Below are 18,131 nucleotides of genomic sequence, written 5' to 3'. Positions count from 1 at the left end.
ACGTGCCAGTAACGATTGTTGTCCTGTGAACGAATTCAGGAGGCACGGTGTGAGGCGCGCGTGGGGGAGGGCTCCGGGTCCGGCAGCGGCGCCTGTGCCGCCCGCGTCACGTCCGCGACCAGCTCCACCACATCGGGGCCGTACGCCTGCGAGTTGACGACCTTCAGCAGCAGGACGAAGGAGTTGCCGCCGTGCTTGCGGGCCAGCCGTTCGTGGTTGCGGGCGAGGTACCGGGTCGCCGCCTGGTTGGTGATCGCCCGCTGCCCGCAGAACAGGAACACCGGCCGCGCCTCGCGCCGCTCGCCCGCGGTGATCCGGGCCAGCAGGACGTACTCCGTGACGCCCGGCTCCATGCGGTAGCGCTCGCCGCCGATCTGGAAGGCGCCGCGGTCCGGGCCCGGTTCCGGATCCACGTTGACGCGTACGCCGGGCAGCATCGCCGACATGTGGGCCAGCATGCGCCGGTTCGAGCCGGGACCGCCCACGCAGAACTCGGTGCGCTCGCCGAAGCCCTGCCGGACGGAGTCCTGGGTCACCACCTGCAGATTCGCACCGCAGTCCTTGATCAGCGCGGCGAGTTCCAGGAGGGCGAACACGTCGAAGCGGTGGACCGCGGGCTCGGACGTGGCGGGGTCGCGGTTGACGATGAGCAACGTCTCGGAGTTCTCCGGGAGCCCGAAGAAGGCCTGCTTGCGGCGGAGCTTCCGCTTCCACAGGTACGTGCGGGCGATCCAGCCCAGCCCGGCGCTGATGCCGGCCGCCACCACGCCCAGTACGATATTGCGCACGTCGTCGTTCATGGCCGCGCATGGTAGCGGGTCCGGCGCACCCGTGTTCGAGACGTTCTCGATGCGTTCCTGACGTGATCATGACGATGCACTAAGCTGCCCGGACGGTCCCTCGGCTGGAGGTGCGGATGCGTCGCCCTGTCGCACGGAAACTGTCGGTCCTGGCGGTCTCGGCCGCCGTGGTGTCGGTGGGGGCGGCAGCGCCACCCTCCGCCGCCGGCGCCGTCCCACGGAAGGTCCCGGTCGCCGTCGGGTACGGCGGTGCCGTCGCCAGCGTCGACGCGGACGCCTCCGCCGCCGGCATCGAGGTGCTGAGGAAGGGCGGCAACGCCGTGGACGCCGCCGTCGCCACGGCCGCCGCGCTCGGCGTCACCGAGCCCTACTCCTCCGGCATCGGCGGAGGCGGCTACTTCGTCTACTACGACGCCAAGTCCCGTACGGTGCATACGATCGACGGCCGGGAGACCGCGCCGCTGACCGCCGACTCCGGCCTCTTCCTGGAGAACGGCAAGCCCCTCGCCTTCGCCGACGCCGTCAGCAGCGGCCTGAGCGTCGGCACACCCGGCACGCCCGCCACCTGGCAGACGGCGCTCGACAAGTGGGGCAGCCAAGGACTCGGCACGGTCCTGGGGCCCGCCGAACGGATCGCCCGCGACGGCTTCACCGTCGACGACACCTTCCGCTCCCAGACGGCGGCCAACGAGACCCGCTTCCGCTACTTCCCGGACACCGCCAAGCTGTTCCTGCCGAACGGGCAGCTCCCGGTCGTCGGCTCCACCTTCAAGAACCCCGACCTGGCCCGCACCTACGAGGAGTTGGCGAGAAAGGGCGTCGGCGCGGTCTACCGCGGCGACCTCGGCAAGGACGTCCTGTCCACCGTCAACAACCCGCCGGTCGACAGGAGTTCCGGCTGGAACGCCCGCCCCGGCAAGCTGTCCGCGAAGGACCTCGCGGCCTACCGCGCGAAGCTCCAGGCGCCCTCGGAGACCTCGTACCGCGGGCGGAAGGTGTATTCCATCGCCCCCTCCTCCTCGGGCGGCACCACGGTCGGCGAGGCCCTCAACATCCTGGAGAACACCGACCTGTCCAAGGCCGGTGACGTCCAGTACCTGCACCACTTCATCGAGGCGAGCCGTATCGCGTTCGCCGACCGCGGGCGCTGGGTCGGCGACCCCGCCTTCGAGGACGTACCGACCAAGCAGCTGCTCTCGCAGAAGTACGCCGACTCGCGCGCCTGCCTGATCCAGGACGACTCGGTCCTCACCAGCCCGGTCGCCCCCGGCGACCCGCGCCACCCCGCCGCCTGCGCCGCCGGCGGCACGGCCGCCCCGACGACGTACGAGGGCGAGAACACCACCCACCTCACCGTCGCCGACAAGTGGGGCAACGTCGTCTCCTACACGCTCACCATCGAGCAGACCGGCGGCAGCGCCATCACCGTGCCCGGCCGCGGATTCCTGCTCAACAACGAGCTGACCGACTTCTCCTTCGCCCCGGCCAACCCGGCCGTGCACGACCCGAACCTGCCGGGCCCAGGCAAGCGGCCGCGGTCGTCGATCTCACCGACCATCGTGCTCGACCGGCACGACAGGCCGGTGGTGGCGCTGGGCTCGCCCGGCGGCGCCACCATCATCACCACCGTGCTGCAGACCCTGACCGGGTTCCTCGACCGGCACCTGCCCCTGGTCGACGCCATCGCCGCACCCCGCGCCAGCCAGCGCAACGCGGCCAAGACCGAACTCGAACCCGGCCTCTACAACAGCGAGTTGCGCGGCAAGCTGGAGGCCATCGGGCACTCCTTCTCGCTCAACCCCGAGATCGGCGCCGCGACCGGCGTGCAGCGGCTCGGCAACGGCGAATGGCTGGCCGCCGCCGAGAAGGTACGCCGCGGCGGCGGCTCGGCGATGGTGGTGAACCCGGCACGCTGAGCGCGCCGGGCCCACCACAGGCTCACCACTCCGGGACGGGCGGCTTCTGGGCCGGATCCTCCGCCGGATCCTCCGTGCGGAACACCAGCCGCCCGTCCGCCACATCCACCGTCACCCGGCTGCCGTCCCCGAGCCGGCCGTCGAGCAGCAGCCGGGAGAACTGGTTGTCGACCTCGCGCTGGATGGTGCGGCGCAGCGGACGGGCGCCGTACTCCGGCTCGTAGCCGCGTTCGGCGAGCCAGTTCACGGCCGCGTCGGCGAACTCCACCGTGACGCCCTGCGCGTGCAGCATCCGGCGGGTCCGCTCCAGCAGCAGATCGGTGATCCGCCGCAGCTGCTCGACGGTGAGCTGACGGAAGACGACGATCTCGTCGATGCGGTTCAGGAACTCCGGCCGGAAGTGCTCGCGCAGCGGCCTGAGGATCTGCTCCCGCCGTGCCTCCTCGTCGGCCTCGGCGCCGCCCGGCCCGAAGCCGATGCCGGCGCCGCGCCGGTTGATCACCTCGGAGCCGAGGTTGCTGGTCATCACGATGACCGTGTGGGTGAAGTCGACGGTGCGGCCCTGCGAGTCGGTCAGCCGCCCGTCGTCCAGCACCTGGAGCAGGATGTTGAAGACATCCGGATGCGCCTTCTCCACCTCGTCCAGGAGCAGCAGCGAGTACGGGTGCCTGCGCACCACCTCGGTGAGCTGGCCGGCCTCCTCGTGGCCGACGTACCCGGGCGGGGCACCGACCAGCCGGGAGACGGTGTGCCGCTCCTGGTACTCGCTCATGTCCAGGCGGACCATCCGGTCCTCGCTGCCGAACAGCGCCTCCGCCAGCGCCCGGGCCAGCTCGGTCTTGCCGACACCGGTCGGGCCCAGGAACAGGAAGCTGCCGATCGGCCGGTCGGGGCTCGCCAGCCCGGCACGCGAGCGCATCACCGCCTCGGCGACCACCGCGACCGCCTCGTCCTGGCCGACCACCCGCTGGTGCAGGTGCTGCTCCAGGCCCAGCAGCCGCTCCTTCTCCTCCTGCGTGAGCCGGCTGACCGGGATGCCGGTCAGCCGGGACACCACCTCGGCGATGGCCTCGGTCGTCACCTCGAGGTCCTGGCCCTCGTCGGCCCGGTCCTCGCCGGTGGTCTGAGCGATCCGCTGCTTCAGCCCGGTGATGCGGTCCCGGAGCTGGGTCGCCTGCTCGTACTGCTCGTCGGCGACCGCCTGGTCCTTGTCCCGGGTCAGCTGCTCGACCTCGCGCTCCATGGCGCGTACGTCCGTGCCCTTCGTCCGGGCGCCCAGCCGCACCCGTGCCCCCGCCTGGTCGATCAGGTCGATCGCCTTGTCCGGCAGGCGGCGGTCGGCGAGGTAGCGGTCGGACAGCTCCACGGCGGCCACCAGCGCCTCGTCGGTGTAGCGGACCTGGTGGTGGGCCTCGTACCGGTCGTGGAGCCCGCGCAGGATCTCGACGGCGTCGGCGACGGTCGGCTCGGGCACCAGGATCGGCTGGAAGCGGCGGGCCAGCGCCGCGTCCTTCTCGATCCGCCGGAACTCCTCCAGCGTGGTCGCGCCGACGATGTGCAGCTCGCCGCGGGCCAGTGCGGGCTTGAGGATGTTGGCCGCGTCCATCGCCCCGCCCTCGCCGCCACCGCCCGCGCCGACGACGGTGTGCAGTTCGTCGATGAAGACGATCAGGCGGTCGGAGTGGGCGCGGATCTCGCCGACGATGTTGTTCAGCCGTTCCTCGAAGTCGCCGCGGAAGCGGGTGCCCGCGACCACCCCGGTCAGGTCCAGGGCGACCACGCGGCGCCCGAGGAGGACGTCGGGCACGTCCCCGTCGGCGATCCGCTGGGCCAGGCCCTCCACGATCGCGGTCTTGCCGACGCCCGCGTCACCGATCAGGACCGGGTTGTTCTTGCCGCGCCGGGAGAGCACCTCGATGGTCTGCTCGATCTCGTCGTCCCGCCCGATCACCGGGTCGATGCCGCTCTGCCGGGCCAGGTCGGTCAGGTCGCGGCTGTACTTGTCCAGCGTCGGCGTCGACGTGGGGCGCTGCCGCTCGGCGGTCCGCGTCCGGTCGGCCTCGGAAGCCTCGGGCGGTAGGCCGGAGGACGCGTAGCGGGCCGCGTGCAGGATGTGCCCCGCGGCCGAGTCCGGGTTCGCGGCCAGCGCGCTCAGCACATGCTCGGGGCCGATGTATCCGGCGCCGCGCGAGCGGGCCAGGTCGTGCGCGTCCAGCAGGGCGCGCTTGGCCGCCGGGGTCAGGGACAGCGTCGTCGGCGGCGGTGCCTCGCCCGGCGGATGCTGGACCGGCCCGGACCGCTCGTCGATCTCCGTCGCGAGCGAGTCCGGGTTCGCCCCGGCCCGGCTGAGCAGACTCCGGGTGGGTTCGGCGGCGAGCGCCGCGCGCAGCAGGTGCTGCGTGTCCAGGTCCCGGCTGCCGTGCTCGGCGGCGTACTGGGCGGCGCCTCTCACCAGTTCCCTGGCCGGCTGGCTCAGCAGCCGGCCGAGGTCGATGTGGCGGGGTCCGGATTGGGGGCCGGCTCCGCCGAAGAAGCGGGCGAGGAAGTCGCCGAAGGGGTCGCCCTCCGGGCCGATGAAGCCGCTGGTCATCGTTTCCGTTTCCTTCGCTGACGTTTGGCTCCCGCCGGGTAACCGGGAAGGGGTGCGCTCATGCCACGATGGCACGTTCTGTTTCTCGGGGCATGTCCGGAGCGCCTACGGTATGGGTGCTTCGTGTCGTTTCGCGGGTGCGGGCGAGTGGGGGCTTGTCGCGCCCACGCGGCGGAGCCGCATATCGATACAGCCCCGCGCCCCTTCAGGTGGGCTCGCGTGCCGTCAGGATCCTGGGGCCGCCATCCGTGATCGCCACCGTGTGTTCCGCGTGGGCCGCTCGGGATCCGTCGGTCGTGCGGAGTGTCCAGCCGTCCGGGGCCTCGTAGTAGCCGTCGGTGCCGCCGGCGATGAGCATCGGCTCGATCGCCAGGGCCATGCCGTGGCGGAGGCGGAGGCCCCGGCCGGGGCGGCCCTCGTTGGGGACCGGTGGGTCCTCGTGCATGTGGCGGCCGATGCCGTGGCCGCCGAAACCGTCCGGGATGCCGTATCCCGCGGCCCGGCACACCGTGCCGACAGCGTGGGCGATGTCGCCGATGCGGTTGCCGACGACCGCCGCCTCGATGCCGGCCGCCAGGGCCCGCTCGGCCGTCTCGATCAGCCGTACGTCGGCCGGGCGGGCCCGTCCCACGGTGAAGCTGATCGCCGAGTCGCCGGCCCATCCGTCCAGTTGGGCGCCGCAGTCGATGGAGACCAGGTCGCCGTCGCGCAGCCGGTACCGGTCCGGGATTCCGTGCACGATCGCGTCGTTGACCGAGGCGCAGATCACCGCGGGGAACGGGGTCGGGGCGAAGGAGGGGCGGTAGCCGAGGAACGGTGAGGAGGCACCCGCCTCGCGCAGCACCTCCCGGGCCACCTCGTCCAGTTCCAGCAGGCTGACGCCGACGGTCGCGGCCTCCCGTACGGCCGTGAGGGCCCGCCCCACTACCCGGCCCGCCGCGTGCATCGCTTCGATCGACGTGTCCGTCTTCAGTTCCACCATGCCAATTACTATACCGGTATTAGAATGACGGCATGGTGCGTACCCCTCTCACCCCCGAGGAGCGCGAGCGCGGCGAGCGGCTCGGGCGGTTGCTGCGTGACGCGCGTGGCGCGCGGAGCATGACGGATGTCGCCGCCGAGGCGGGCATCTCGGCCGAGACCCTCCGCAAGATCGAGACGGGCCGCGCTCCCACTCCGGCGTTCTTCACGGTGGCCGCGCTGGCCCGGGCGCTCGGCCTGTCCATGGACGAGGTGGCCGAGCGGTGCGAGCTCGCCGGTGCGCCGGTCAAGAACGCGTAATGGGCGGCTCGCGCATCTTCTCCGAAAACTGGCCGTAGCAGCGCTGTAACACAACTGGTGTTGCCTACGGAACCGGAGTGCTCCTCTCTGGCGGGAGTTGGGCGATGGCTGTGGATCAACTCCCTGGTCGGGTAAGGGAGTTCGCGGACTACCTGGACGGTCTGCTGGCGCGCCTGGATCAGGGCGGCGGCTGGTGCGGGGTGTTCTGGCAACGCGACCCCGAAGGCATGCGGGCCTGCCTCGGCGGGCGTGAGGTGCCGCCGTGGGACGTGGTGGACGCGCTCCTGCACGACCTCGCGGTGACGTACGGCGCCCCGGCCGCGGAGGCCGAGACGGAACGGGCCCGGATCCTGCACGTGGCCGCCCTCGACGCATACGACTCCCTGCCGGGCGCCCGGGCGGAACTGGGCGACCGGCTCGACGTGATGCTGCGCGAGCAGCGGTACGCCGCCGAACGGCAGGCCGAACTGAACCGGCTGCTCGCCGCGGCCACCACGCCTCAGGAGGCCGACGCCCTCCGCCTCGACCTCGCCTGGGCCCGCGACGACCACGAACGCGCCACCGCGCGGTGCGCGGAACTCCGTTCTCGTACGGCCGGCCTGGACCGGCGCACGGCACACGGCATCCTGGCCGTCCGGCCGGGCGCGGACGGGGACGTGCTCCACGTCGGGGACGGGGTTACGAGGGGCGGCGGCGAGGCGGCCCCGGCCGAGGCGAAAGGCCCGCATCGCGAGTCGTCGGCACGGTCCGCGGCGGGGGACCTCCGGTCGTCCCGCACGCCTGGTTCCCCGGGCGGCGCCCTGCGGACCACCACCCCTGACACCACCTCCGACACCACCTCCGACACCACCTCCGACACCCCCTCCGACACCCCCTCCGCCCCCGCCGTCTTCCATCCTTTCCGCCGCCCCGACCGGGCACCGGCCGCCGACCACGAGCAACCCGCCGCGTCCGACCCCGCCACCACCCCGGCCCCGTCCGCGCACCCCACGCCCGAATGGGCCCCCGCCCCCGAGCCGCCCCCCACCGCCCCCAAGCAGCGCAAGCGCCGCCGAGGCAGTGCCCGCTTCGCCGGGATGGCCGAGGGCGAGGCGGCGCCGGCCGTCCTGCCGGGGGTGGAGCAGGCCCCGGCGGCACCGCTCGCCCCCGACCCGGCGCCCGCCCCGCGGCGTACCCCGCGCGGCGCCCGGTTCGCCGGAGCCGCGCAGGAGGTGCGGCGGCCGGTACCGCGGGCCGAGCCCGCGAACGCCACGGACGCCACGGACGCGGAGGCGGCGCGGGCCGTCGCCGGGGCCGTCGAGCGGCTCGTACGGCTGCGTGCGGAGGGCCGCAGCGGCGAGGCGCACGCCCTGCTGGCCGAGGCCGCGTACTGGCCCGCCTCCCGCTTCCCGCCGCTCGCGGCACAGCTCCGGCGCGCCGGGCTCGGCGCCGACTGGACGACCCTGCTGTGGGAGGCCGCCTCGCTGCCCGCCGACCGGCTGGTGGCCGCGGCCGACGCCCTGGACGCGGCGGGGCGCTCCGCCGACGGGCAGCAGATCCTGCGGCAGGGCGTCGCCCGCCCCGCCGCCGAGATAGCCGAGGCCGTGCTGGCGCTGGACACGCAGGGCCGCGGGCGCGAGGTGCGGGTCCTGCTGGACGCCTACGTCCGGGTCCGCACCCCCGAGGAGGCCGCGCGCAGCGTCGCCGCCGACCCGCGGCGCCTGGTCCCGCTGCTGCTCCAGGCCGCGCGGGGCGTCTCCCAGGAGCGGCACTGGGACCTGGTGCACGCCGTCCGCGTCGCCGGATTCACCGCCTGAACGCCGTACCGCGGGCATACCGCGGGTAACCCCTGATCGCCCACTGGAGTGCGAAACACGATCGACTCAGCGGGTTGACGGCGATGGTCTTGGCAAGGCCGTCCGGGAGGCTTACGTTCGTCCCTCTACCGCTTGCGTCTACGTGCGTAGAGGGATGAACGTCCCGTCGAAGGAGCAGCTCATGGCGAACGTCGTCCGCGCCGCACTGGTCCAAGCCACCTGGACCGGCGACACCGCGTCCATGGTGGCGAAACACGAGGAACACGCCCGCGAGGCCGCCCGGCAGGGCGTCAAGGTCATCGGGTTCCAGGAAGTCTTCAACGCCCCCTACTTCTGTCAGGTCCAGGAAGCGGAGCACTACCGCTGGGCCGAGCCGGTGCCCGACGGGCCGACCGTCAGCCGGATGCGGGAACTGGCCCGCGAGACCGGCATGGTGATCGTCGTCCCGGTGTTCGAGATCGAGCAGTCGGGTCACTACTACAACACCGCGGCCGTGATCGACGCCGACGGCAGCTACCTCGGCAAGTACCGCAAGCACCACATCCCGCAGGTCAAGGGCTTCTGGGAGAAGTACTACTTCAGGCCGGGCAACCTCGGCTGGCCCGTCTTCGACACCGCCGTCGGCAAGGTCGGCGTCTACATCTGCTACGACCGGCACTTCCCGGAGGGCTGGCGGCAACTCGGCCTGAACGGCGCCCAGCTCGTCTACAACCCGTCCGCCACCCACCGCGGCCTGTCCTCCCATCTGTGGCGCCTCGAGCAGCCCGCCGCGGCCGTCGCCAACGAGTACTTCGTCGCCGCGATCAACCGGGTCGGCGTCGAGGAGTACGGCGACAACGACTTCTACGGCACGAGCTACTTCGTCGACCCGCGCGGGCAGTTCGTCGGCGAGCCCGCGAGTGACACCAAGGAGGAACTCCTCGTCCGGGACCTCGACTTCGACCTCATCGAAGAAGTCCGGCAGACGTGGGCGTTCTACCGCGACCGCCGCCCCGACGCCTACGAAGGGCTGGTGCAGCCGTGACCAAGGACCTGCTGGGCCGCCACCGGGCCGTCCTGCCCGACTGGCTCGCCCTCTACTACGAGGACCCGATCGAGCTCACCCACGGCGAGGGCCGTCACGTCTGGGACGCCGCCGGCAAGCGCTACCTCGACTTCTTCGGCGGCATCCTCACCACGATGACCGCGCACGCCCTGCCCGAGGTGACCAAGGCGGTGAGCGAGCAGGCCGGGCGGATCATCCACTCCTCCACGCTCTACCTCAACCGGCCGCTGGTCGAACTCGCCGAACGGATCGCCCAGTTGTCCGGCATCCCGGACGCCCGGGTCTTCTTCACCACCTCCGGCACCGAGGCCAACGACACCGCCCTGCTGCTCGCCACCGCCTACCGGCGCAGCAACACCGTCCTCGCCATGCGCAACAGCTACCACGGCCGCTCCTTCAGCGCCGTCGGCATCACCGGCAACCGCGGCTGGTCCCCGACCTCCCTGTCCCCGCTGCAGACCCTGTACGTCCACGGCGGCGTCCGCACCCGCGGCCCGTACGCCGCTCTGGGCGACGACGAGTTCATCGCCGCCTGCGTCGAGGACCTGAAGGACATCCTCGGCCACACCCGCCCGCCCGCCGCGCTGATCGCCGAACCCGTCCAGGGAGTCGGCGGCTTCACCTCCCCGCCCGACGGCCTGTACGCCGCGTTCCGTGAGGTCCTGCGCGAGCAGGGCATCCTGTGGATCGCCGACGAGGTGCAGACCGGCTGGGGCCGCACCGGCGACCACTTCTGGGGCTGGCAGGCGCACGCCGGCAGCGGACCGCCGGACATGCTCACCTTCGCCAAGGGCATCGGCAACGGCATGTCCATCGGCGGGGTGGTCGCCCGCGCCGAGATCATGAACTGCCTGGACGCCAACAGCATCTCCACCTTCGGCGGCACCCAGATCACCATGGCGGCGGGCCTGGCCAACCTGGCGTACCTGCTGGAGCACGACCTCCAGGGCAACGCCAGGCGGGTGGGCGGGCTGCTCATCGAGCGGCTGCGGGCCGTCGCCGCGCAGCTGCCCGGCGTACGGGAGGTGCGCGGACGCGGCCTGATGATCGGCGTCGAACTGGTCAAGCCCGGCACCGACCGGGCCGATCCGCAGGCGGCCGCCGCGGTGCTGGAGGCGGCCCGCGCGGACGGGCTGCTCCTCGGCAAGGGCGGCGGCCACAACACCAGCGCCCTGCGGATCGCACCGCCGCTGTCCCTGACCGTCGCGGAGGCCGAGGAGGGCGCCGCGATCCTCGAACGCGCGCTGAGGAGCACCTGGTAGCACCGACCGGGCTGCCCCGGGCAGCACATGAGCAAGGGAACAAGGTCATGGCCACCACCTACGAGACCCTCCAGAGCCTGGAACCCGCCCTGTCGGTCCGGCAGGTCCTGAACCTGGAGCGGGTGCTCGCCGGGGAGCCGGAGGTGGTGGCCGGCGCCGCCCAGCTCGACCGGCCCGTGCGCTGGGTGCACGTCGCCGAGGCCCCCGACGTCGGCGTGATGCTCAGCGGCGGCGAGATGGTGCTCACCACCGGGGTGCTGCTCGCCGGTGACGAGGGCAAACAGGCCGAGTACATCCAGTCCCTGCACCGCGCCGAGGCCGCCGCCGTCGTCCTCGGGCTCGGCCGGGCCTTCCCCGCCCCGCCGGACGTGATGCGCCGGGCCGCCGAGCGGTGCGGGCTGCCCCTGGTCGTCCTGCACCGCCCGTTCCCCTTCGCCGAACTGACCGAGGAGGTGCAGTCCCGGCTGGTGCGGCGGAAGTTCGCCGCGGTGAGCCTGTCGGAGGCGGTACGCACCGCCCTCACCGGGCTCATCACCGCGGGCGCCCCGCTGCAACGGCTCCTTGACGAGGTGGCCCAGCACAGCGGCTGCCCCGTCGTCGTCACCAACCTCGCCCACCGCGTGCTGGCCACGGCGGGGGAGCGGTCCGCCGTGGACGACGTACTGCGCGACTGGGAACGTATCGCCCGGCAGGCGGGCGGCGGCCCCGGCGACGGCTGGATCCGCGCCGACCTCGGCGGGCGTGGCGAGCGATGGGGCTGGATCGTGCTGTGCGGGCACCGGGGCGACACCGCCACCGGACGGCTGCTCGCCGACCGCGCCGCCGAGGCCCTCGTCCTGCACCGCATGCTCGGCGGCTCCGCCGCCCACAGCTGGGAGGAGCAGTCCGCGCAGAGCCTGCTGACCGACCTGGTCTCCGGCGTCGTACCGGCCCGCCAGCTGCTGCCCCGGGCCCGCGCGGCCGGGCTGCCGGTCAACCGGCGCACCTTCGTGCCGCTGGTCGTCCGGGACGCGGAACCCGCCGGGCTCGACCGCATGCTCAGGCTGCTGGGCCTGCCCGGACTCGTCGCCGAGCTCGCCGACGGGGCCACCGCCGTGCTGCTCAGCCTCGCCCGCGACCAGGACGCCGAGGCCCTCGCGGCGCACTTCGCGGCCCGGCTGCGCACCGAGTCCGGTCAGGCCCGCACGGTGGTCGCCGCCGCCGATCCGCGCACCGCCTGGGACGACGTACCCGCCGGTCTGCGCGAGGCCCAGCACGTCGCCGACGCCGTGGCCGACTCCTCGGCCGCCCTGGCCCTCCCTGCCGTCGTCCGTCTCCGGGACGTCCATCTGCGCGGCCTGATCCGGCTGCTGCGGGACGACCCGCACGTGCAGTCCTTCGCCGAACGGGAGCTGGACGGGCTGCTGTGCGGCGCCGGCGAGGACCTGCTGAACGTCCTGCGGACCTACCTGGCCACCGGCCGCAACAAGTCCCGCACCGCCCAGCTCCACCACGTCTCCCGGCCCGCGCTCTACCGCCGGCTGGAAGCGATACAGGGCCGCCTCGGCGTCGACCTCGACGACTTCGAGCAGGCGGCCTCCGTGCACATCGCGCTCCTCGCACACGACGCGCAACAGGGCTGAAACTTACGATGACCTGCGAAAACGGCGGTGAAACATGGGCCCGGCAACACGTGACACGGTGACACGCCGCCCACCCGCAGACGTGACACGCTGCAACTCAAACCGGCCTTCCGGGCTTCCTACTCTCGCCGTACACCGAGCGACCGGAGGTCCCGATGAGCAGAGTGATCCGTGCCGCCCTCTTCCAGACCGCCTGGACCGGCGACAAGGAATCGATGATCCAGGTGCACGAGCAGGCGGCCCGCGACGCGGCCGCGCAGGGTGCCCAGGTGCTGTGCTTCCAGGAACTGTTCTACGGACCCTACTTCTGCCAGGTCCAGGACAAGGCCTTCTACGAGTACGCGGAAGCGATCCCGGACGGCCCCATCGTCAAGCGCTTCCAGGCGCTCGCCAAGGAACTGGGCATCGTCCTCATCCTGCCGATGTACGAGGAGGAGCAGCCCGGCGTCCTGTACAACACGGCAGCCGTGATCGACGCGGACGGCTCGTACCTCGGCAAGTACCGCAAGCACCACATTCCCCAAGTGCCGGGCTTCTGGGAGAAGTTCTACTTCCGTCCCGGCAACGCCGGCTGGCCGGTCTTCGACACCAAGGTCGGGAGGATCGGTGTCTACATCTGCTACGACCGCCACTTCCCGGAGGGCTGGCGGGCGCTGGGCCTGGCCGGCGCCGAGATCGTCTTCAACCCGTCGGCCACCTCGCGCGGCCTGTCCGCCTACCTGTGGCAGCTGGAGCAGCCGGCCGCGGCGGTCGCCAACGAGTACTTCGTCGGCGCGATCAACCGGGTCGGTGTCGAGGAGCTGGGCGACAACGACTTCTACGGGACGACGTACTTCGTCGACCCCGAGGCCAAGTTCGTGGGCGAGGTGGCTTCCGACAAGGAGCCCGAACTCGTCGTCCGTGACCTGGACATGGCCAAGCTGCGCGAGGTCCGCGACCGCTGGCAGTTCTACCGGGACCGCCGCCCCGACGCGTACCCCCCGCTGACCGCACCCTGACCGCACCGTCCACCCTGGCAGGAGAGGGACCATGAGCAGCCGTACCGTCATCCGCGGTGGCCTCGTCATCACCGCGTCCGACGAGATCCACGCCGACGTCCTGATCGAGGACGGGCGCATCGCCGCCCTCGCCGCCTCCGGCACCCCGGCAGCCGAGGCCTTCACCGCCGACCAGGTCATCGACGCCACCGGGAAGTACGTCATCCCGGGCGGCGTCGACGCGCACACCCACATGGAGCTGCCCTTCGGCGGCACCTTCGCCTCCGACACCTTCGAGACCGGCACCCGGGCCGCCGCCTGGGGCGGCACGACCACGATCGTCGACTTCGCGGTCCAGAGCGTCGGCCACTCCCTGCGCGAGGGCCTGGACGCCTGGCACGCCAAGGCCGAGGGCAACTGCGCCATCGACTACGGCTTCCACATGATCGTCTCCGACGTCAACCAGGAGACGCTGAAGGAGATGGACCTGCTGGTGGAGGAGGGCGTGACCTCCTTCAAGCAGTTCATGGCCTACCCGGGCGTCTTCTACAGCGACGACGGCCAGATCCTGCGCGCCATGCAGCGCTCCGCCGAGAACGGCGGGCTGATCATGATGCACGCGGAGAACGGCATCGCCATCGACGTGCTGGTGGAACAGGCGCTGGCCCGCGGGGAGACGGACCCGAGGTACCACGGCGAGGTCCGCAAGGCCCTGCTGGAGGCCGAGGCCACCCATCGCGCCATCAGGCTCGCCCAGGTCGCCGGCGCCCCGCTGTACGTCGTGCACGTCTCGGCCATGGAGGCGGTGGCCGAACTGGCCCGGGCACGTGACGAGGGGCTCCCCGTCTTCGGCGAGACCTGCCCGCAGTACCTGTTCCTGTCGACCGACAACCTCGCCGAACCCGACTTCGAGGGCTCGAAGTACGTGTGCAGCACGCCGCTCCGCCCCAAGGAGCACCAGGCCAAGCTGTGGCAGGGGCTCAGGACCAACGACCTCCAGGTCGTCTCCACCGACCACTGCCCCTTCTGCTTCACGGGCCAGAAGGAACTCGGCCGTGGCGACTTCTCCAAGATCCCCAACGGCCTGCCGGGCGTGGAGAACCGCATGGACCTGCTCCACCAGGCCGTCGTCGACGGACACATCAGCCGCCGCCGCTGGATCGAGATCGCCTGCGCCACCCCGGCCCGGATGTTCGGCATGTACCCGAAGAAGGGCACCATCGCCCCGGGCGCCGACGCCGACGTCGTCATCTACGACCCGCACGCCGAGCAGATCATGTCCGCCGAGACCCACCACATGAACGTCGACTACTCGGCGTACGAGGGCAGGCGCACCACCGGCCGGGTCGAGACCGTGCTCTCGCGCGGCGAACCCGTCATCACCGAGCGGGAGTACACCGGACACGCCGGCCACGGTGTCTACACCCCGCGCTCCACCTGTCAGTACCTCAACTAGGAGTGGCGCTCATGGACTTCGGACTCGTCCTGCAGACCGACCCGCCGGCCTCCCGTGTCATCAGCCTGATGCAGCGCGCCGAGCGCAACGGCTTCACGTACGGCTGGACCTTCGACTCCGCCGTGCTCTGGCAGGAACCCTTCGTGATCTACAGTCAGATCCTGTCGCGCACGGACCGGTTGACGGTCGGTCCCATGGTCACCAACCCGGGCACCCGCACCTGGGAGGTCACCGCCTCCACCTTCGCCACCCTCAACGACATGTTCGGCAACCGCACCGTCTGCGGCATCGGCCGCGGCGACTCCGCGATGCGCGTCGCGGGCCGCAAGCCCAACACCCTCGCCCGCATCAGCGAGGCCATGAAGGTCATCCGGGCGCTCGGCCGCGGCGAGGAGGCCGACCTCGGCGGCACGGTGATCAGGTTCCCGTGGATCAAACCGGGCGCCGAACTGCCCGTGTGGATGGCCGCGTACGGGCCCAGGGCGCTGAAGATGACCGGTGAGGAGGCCGACGGGTTCATCCTCCAGCTGGCCGACCCGTATCTGACCGAGTACATGGTCAAGGCCGTGAAGGACGCGGCTGCCGCCGCCGGCCGCGACCCGGCCGAGGTGAAGATCTGCGTCGCCGCCCCCGCGTACGTCACCGAGGACGACTCGCCCGAGGCGCTCGCCCACGCCCGCGAGCAGTGCCGCTGGTTCGGCGGGATGGTCGGCAACCACGTCGCCGACCTGGTCGCCAAGTACGGCGAGCACTCCGCGGCCGTACCCGACGAACTCACCGACTACATCAAGGCCCGGCAGGGCTACGACTACGCCCACCACGGGCGCAGCGGCAACCCCGACACCCAGTTCGTGCCGGACGAGATCGTCGACCGGTTCTGCCTGATCGGCCCGGCCGACAAGCACATCGAGAAACTGAACGTCCTCCGCGAGCTGGGCGTCGACCAGTTCGCCGTGTACGACATGCACGACGCGCAGGAATCCGTCATCGACACCTACGGGTCGCGGGTGATCCCCGCCGTCAACTCCTGAGCCCCACCACCGCTTTCCGGTGAACCCCCCACTCCTGGTCACCCCTCCCCGCAGTCCCCGGGGAGGGGCGAGTGCCCGCACGGCCTCTCCCGTCCCACCTCGTTCGATTGGCCTGCCCATGACCGACACCGCTCCCACCGCCATACCGCCCACCTCCCAAGTCACCCTCGCCGACGGCCGGGTGGAGATCGCCCCCGGAGTGCCGCAGCCCAGCGGCCCCTACGCCAATGAGGACCTGCTCCCGGTCCCGGTGGCCGGACGCACCTGGACCACCTACAACTTCTCCGCGCTGTGGGTCGGCATGGCCCACAACACCGCCTCCTGGACCCTCGCCTCCGGGCTCATCGCCGTGGGCATGGACTGGAAGCAGGCGGTGTTCACCATCGCCCTGGCCAACCTGATCGTGCTCGTGCCGATGCTGCTCACCGGGCACGCCGGACCCAAGTACGGCATCCCCTTCCCGGTCTTCGCCCGCGCCTCCTTCGGTGTGCGCGGCGCCAACCTGCCCGCCGTCGTACGGGCGTTGGTGGCCTGCGGCTGGTTCGGCATCCAGACCTGGATCGGCGGCGAGGCCATCTACTTCCTCGCCGGGAAGCTGATCGGCGACAGCTGGTCGGGCGCCTCGCACATCGGCGGCTACGCCTGGACCATGTGGCTGTCGTTCGCGATCTTCTGGGCGATCCAGGTCGCGATCATCTACCGGGGCATGGAGACGATCCGCCGCTTCGAGAACTGGGCCGCGCCCTTCGTGCTGGTCGGCGCCTTCGTGATGCTGTGGTGGATGAGCGACAAGGCCGGCGGCCTCGGCCCGCTGTTCGACCAGCCGTCCAAGCTGGGCTGGGGCGGCGACTTCTGGAAGCTGTTCTGGCCCTCCCTCATGGGCATGATCGGCTTCTGGTCCACGCTGTCCCTGAACATCCCGGACTTCACCCGCTACGGAAAGAGCCAGAAGGCGCAGACCTGGGGCCAGGCGCTCGGCCTGCCGACCACGATGACCCTCTTCGCGTTCCTCTCCGTGCTGGTGACCTCAGGCTCGCAGGCGGTGTACGGCAAGCCGATCTGGGACCCGGTACAGCTGGCCGCGCAGACCGACAGCGTGGTGGGCCTGCTGTACGCGCTGGTGACCGTGCTGGTGGCGACCCTGTCCGTCAACATCGCGGCCAACCTGGTCTCGCCGGCCTTCGACTTCTCCAACATCGCGCCCCGCAGGATCAGTTTCCGTACCGGCGCCCTCACCACCTGTGTGCTCGGCGTGCTGATCTTCCCGTGGAAGCTGTACTCCGACCCGCAGGGCTACATCTTCACCTGGCTCGGCCTGGTCGGCGGTCTGCTCGGCACGGTCGCCGGCATCCTCATCGCCGACTACTGGATCCTGCGCCGCACCCGGCTGGAGCTGACCGACCTCTACCGCACGGGCGGCCGGTACTGGTACGCGGGCGGCTGGAACTGGCGGGCGGTCGTCGCGTTCGTGGCGGGCGGTGTGCTGGCCGTCGGCGGCGCCAGCTTCAAGCCGCTGATCGACGGCCGGCCGATCCCGGCGCTGTCCTCGCTGGCCGACTACGGCTGGGCGGTGGGCCTGGGTACCTCGCTCGTGCTCTACCTGGCGCTGATGCTGCTGACCGGGCGGAAGGACACCACCGCGCCCTCCGTGGTCTGACGAGTGGCCGGAGGGCGGCCGTCAGCTGGTCCTGCCGCCCTCCAAGGCCTTCACCGCGTCCTTGGCGGCCTTGATGGCCCCCTTGTTGATCTCGTCCGTACCCGGCGCCTTCTTCGACTCGAAGTCGCTGCCGTTGTACGTGACCACCACCAGCGCGTTGGCGGCACGCACCAGCACCGTGCCCTCGCGCGTCTGCTGCTTGTCCTCGGTGGTGAGGTTCACGACGGAGTACCCGGCGTCACCGACGCCCGGAACATCCCCTCCGCCGCTTTTCTCCGTTACGCGGTCCTTGTACTCCTTCTGTGCCGCCTGGTCCGAGGCCGTCATCTCGAACGACACGTCGAGCCAGCGGTAGTCGTACCCCTTGAGCGCGTTCCAGGAGCAGGTGCGGCGCAGCTTGGTGTCGGTGGACGGGATCTCCTTCCCGGCCGTCCTGGCGCCCGGCACCAGTGACTTGACCGTCGCGGCCGTCACGCTGCCGCAGGGCGCGGGCGCTGCGCCGTACGTCGTCGAACCGGCCGTCGTCGACGACGGCGCCGAGGGTGACTGGGTGGCCGTCTTCTGGGCGGCCGGCTGGTGCCCGGCGGCCGGCGCCGGGGCGAACGGACCGGACGCCAGCGCCCAGCCGGCCGTGGCCAGTACGGCCACCGGCGACAGACGCGCGGTCAGGGCGAGCGGCAGAGAAAGAGGGGGCACGG

14 protein-coding genes are annotated in these 18,131 nt (G+C 71.7%); 10 read left to right on the top strand and 4 right to left on the bottom strand.

Features of this window, described 5'->3' with window-relative positions; all coding sequences use genetic code 11:
- Positions 1-35: 35 nt before the first annotated feature.
- Positions 36-800 carry a hypothetical protein gene (locus tag ACH45E_RS23370; protein ID WP_361439387.1) on the bottom strand — a complete coding sequence of 255 codons (765 nt, stop codon included), beginning with the start codon at positions 798-800 and terminating at the stop codon, positions 36-38.
- A 116-nt stretch (positions 801-916) separates the two neighbouring features.
- Here ACH45E_RS23370 and ggt point away from each other — a divergent pair, with 116 nt between their 5' ends.
- Positions 917-2,716, top strand: a complete 1,800-nt coding sequence (ggt, locus tag ACH45E_RS23365) for a gamma-glutamyltransferase (protein ID WP_361439385.1) — start codon at positions 917-919, stop codon at positions 2,714-2,716.
- 22 nt (positions 2,717-2,738) lie between these two features.
- On the opposite strand, the gene ACH45E_RS23360 is transcribed toward ggt, so the two are convergent.
- Both ACH45E_RS23360 and map read right to left on the bottom strand, forming a co-directional pair.
- Positions 2,739-5,306 carry an ATP-dependent Clp protease ATP-binding subunit gene (locus tag ACH45E_RS23360; RefSeq protein WP_361439383.1) on the bottom strand — a complete coding sequence of 856 codons (2,568 nt, stop codon included), beginning with the start codon at positions 5,304-5,306 and terminating at the stop codon, positions 2,739-2,741.
- Positions 5,307-5,511: 205 nt separating this feature from the next.
- Positions 5,512-6,288, bottom strand: a complete 777-nt coding sequence (map, locus tag ACH45E_RS23355; protein WP_361439381.1) for a type I methionyl aminopeptidase — start codon at positions 6,286-6,288, stop codon at positions 5,512-5,514.
- 32 nt (positions 6,289-6,320) lie between these two features.
- Here map and ACH45E_RS23350 point away from each other — a divergent pair, with 32 nt between their 5' ends.
- The 9 genes from ACH45E_RS23350 to ACH45E_RS23310 all read left to right on the top strand — a co-directional run bounded on the left by ACH45E_RS23350 (position 6,321) and on the right by ACH45E_RS23310 (position 17,433).
- The gene (locus ACH45E_RS23350) at positions 6,321-6,587 is read left to right on the top strand and encodes a helix-turn-helix transcriptional regulator (protein ID WP_361439379.1); all 267 of its coding nucleotides are present in this window, start codon (positions 6,321-6,323) and stop codon (positions 6,585-6,587) included.
- A gap of 104 nt (positions 6,588-6,691) precedes the next feature.
- Positions 6,692-8,383: a hypothetical protein gene (locus ACH45E_RS23345; protein WP_361439377.1), complete on the top strand. Its 1,692-nt coding sequence runs from the start codon at positions 6,692-6,694 to the stop codon at positions 8,381-8,383.
- A gap of 181 nt (positions 8,384-8,564) precedes the next feature.
- Positions 8,565-9,407, top strand: coding sequence for a nitrilase-related carbon-nitrogen hydrolase (locus ACH45E_RS23340; RefSeq protein ID WP_361439375.1), 843 nt, complete (start codon positions 8,565-8,567; stop codon positions 9,405-9,407).
- Positions 9,404-10,690, top strand: coding sequence for an aspartate aminotransferase family protein (locus ACH45E_RS23335; RefSeq protein WP_361439373.1), 1,287 nt, complete (start codon positions 9,404-9,406; stop codon positions 10,688-10,690). Before ACH45E_RS23340 ends, ACH45E_RS23335 begins: the two co-directional genes overlap by 4 nt.
- 47 nt (positions 10,691-10,737) lie before the next feature.
- Entirely contained in the window at positions 10,738-12,312 is a 1,575-nt protein-coding gene (locus ACH45E_RS23330; RefSeq protein ID WP_361439371.1) for a PucR family transcriptional regulator, read from the top strand.
- Between the two features lie 155 nt (positions 12,313-12,467).
- Positions 12,468-13,310: a nitrilase-related carbon-nitrogen hydrolase gene (locus ACH45E_RS23325; protein ID WP_361439369.1), complete on the top strand. Its 843-nt coding sequence runs from the start codon at positions 12,468-12,470 to the stop codon at positions 13,308-13,310.
- Positions 13,311-13,341: 31 nt separating this feature from the next.
- Entirely contained in the window at positions 13,342-14,745 is a 1,404-nt protein-coding gene (hydA, locus tag ACH45E_RS23320; protein ID WP_361439367.1) for a dihydropyrimidinase, read from the top strand.
- A gap of 11 nt (positions 14,746-14,756) precedes the next feature.
- Positions 14,757-15,776 (top strand): TIGR03842 family LLM class F420-dependent oxidoreductase, encoded by a 1,020-nt coding sequence (locus tag ACH45E_RS23315; protein ID WP_361439365.1) that lies wholly within the window; start codon positions 14,757-14,759, stop codon positions 15,774-15,776.
- A gap of 118 nt (positions 15,777-15,894) precedes the next feature.
- Positions 15,895-17,433, top strand: a complete 1,539-nt coding sequence (locus tag ACH45E_RS23310) for an NCS1 family nucleobase:cation symporter-1 (protein ID WP_361439364.1) — start codon at positions 15,895-15,897, stop codon at positions 17,431-17,433.
- Positions 17,434-17,454: 21 nt separating this feature from the next.
- Here ACH45E_RS23310 and ACH45E_RS23305 read toward each other — a convergent pair whose 3' ends face one another.
- Positions 17,455-18,129, bottom strand: a complete 675-nt coding sequence (locus tag ACH45E_RS23305) for a hypothetical protein (RefSeq protein ID WP_361439362.1) — start codon at positions 18,127-18,129, stop codon at positions 17,455-17,457.
- Positions 18,130-18,131: the final 2 nt, after the last annotated feature.

The organism is Streptomyces sp. NPDC020299, from assembly GCF_044387825.1.
Classification (GTDB): Bacteria; Actinomycetota; Actinomycetes; order Streptomycetales; family Streptomycetaceae; genus Streptomyces.
Note: the sequence above shows the minus strand (reverse complement) of the source record. Positions and strands in the feature narration are given on the sequence as shown.

Bases quoted from the DNA above. Each gene is read 5' to 3' on its own strand.
- ACH45E_RS23325 (WP_361439369.1), top strand. From the start codon at position 12,468: ATGAGCAGAGTGATCCGTGCCGCCCTCTTCCAGACCGCCTGGACCGGC.
- ACH45E_RS23350 (WP_361439379.1), top strand. From the start codon at position 6,321: ATGGTGCGTACCCCTCTCACCCCCGAGGAGCGCGAGCGCGGCGAGCGG.
- ACH45E_RS23345 (WP_361439377.1), top strand. From the start codon at position 6,692: ATGGCTGTGGATCAACTCCCTGGTCGGGTAAGGGAGTTCGCGGACTAC.
- ACH45E_RS23340 (WP_361439375.1), top strand. From the start codon at position 8,565: ATGGCGAACGTCGTCCGCGCCGCACTGGTCCAAGCCACCTGGACCGGC.
- ACH45E_RS23330 (WP_361439371.1), top strand. From the start codon at position 10,738: ATGGCCACCACCTACGAGACCCTCCAGAGCCTGGAACCCGCCCTGTCG.
- ggt (WP_361439385.1), top strand. From the start codon at position 917: ATGCGTCGCCCTGTCGCACGGAAACTGTCGGTCCTGGCGGTCTCGGCC.
- map (WP_361439381.1), bottom strand. From the start codon at position 6,288: ATGGTGGAACTGAAGACGGACACGTCGATCGAAGCGATGCACGCGGCG.
- ACH45E_RS23315 (WP_361439365.1), top strand. From the start codon at position 14,757: ATGGACTTCGGACTCGTCCTGCAGACCGACCCGCCGGCCTCCCGTGTC.
- ACH45E_RS23370 (WP_361439387.1), bottom strand. From the start codon at position 800: ATGAACGACGACGTGCGCAATATCGTACTGGGCGTGGTGGCGGCCGGC.
- hydA (WP_361439367.1), top strand. From the start codon at position 13,342: ATGAGCAGCCGTACCGTCATCCGCGGTGGCCTCGTCATCACCGCGTCC.
- ACH45E_RS23310 (WP_361439364.1), top strand. From the start codon at position 15,895: ATGACCGACACCGCTCCCACCGCCATACCGCCCACCTCCCAAGTCACC.
- ACH45E_RS23360 (WP_361439383.1), bottom strand. From the start codon at position 5,306: ATGACCAGCGGCTTCATCGGCCCGGAGGGCGACCCCTTCGGCGACTTC.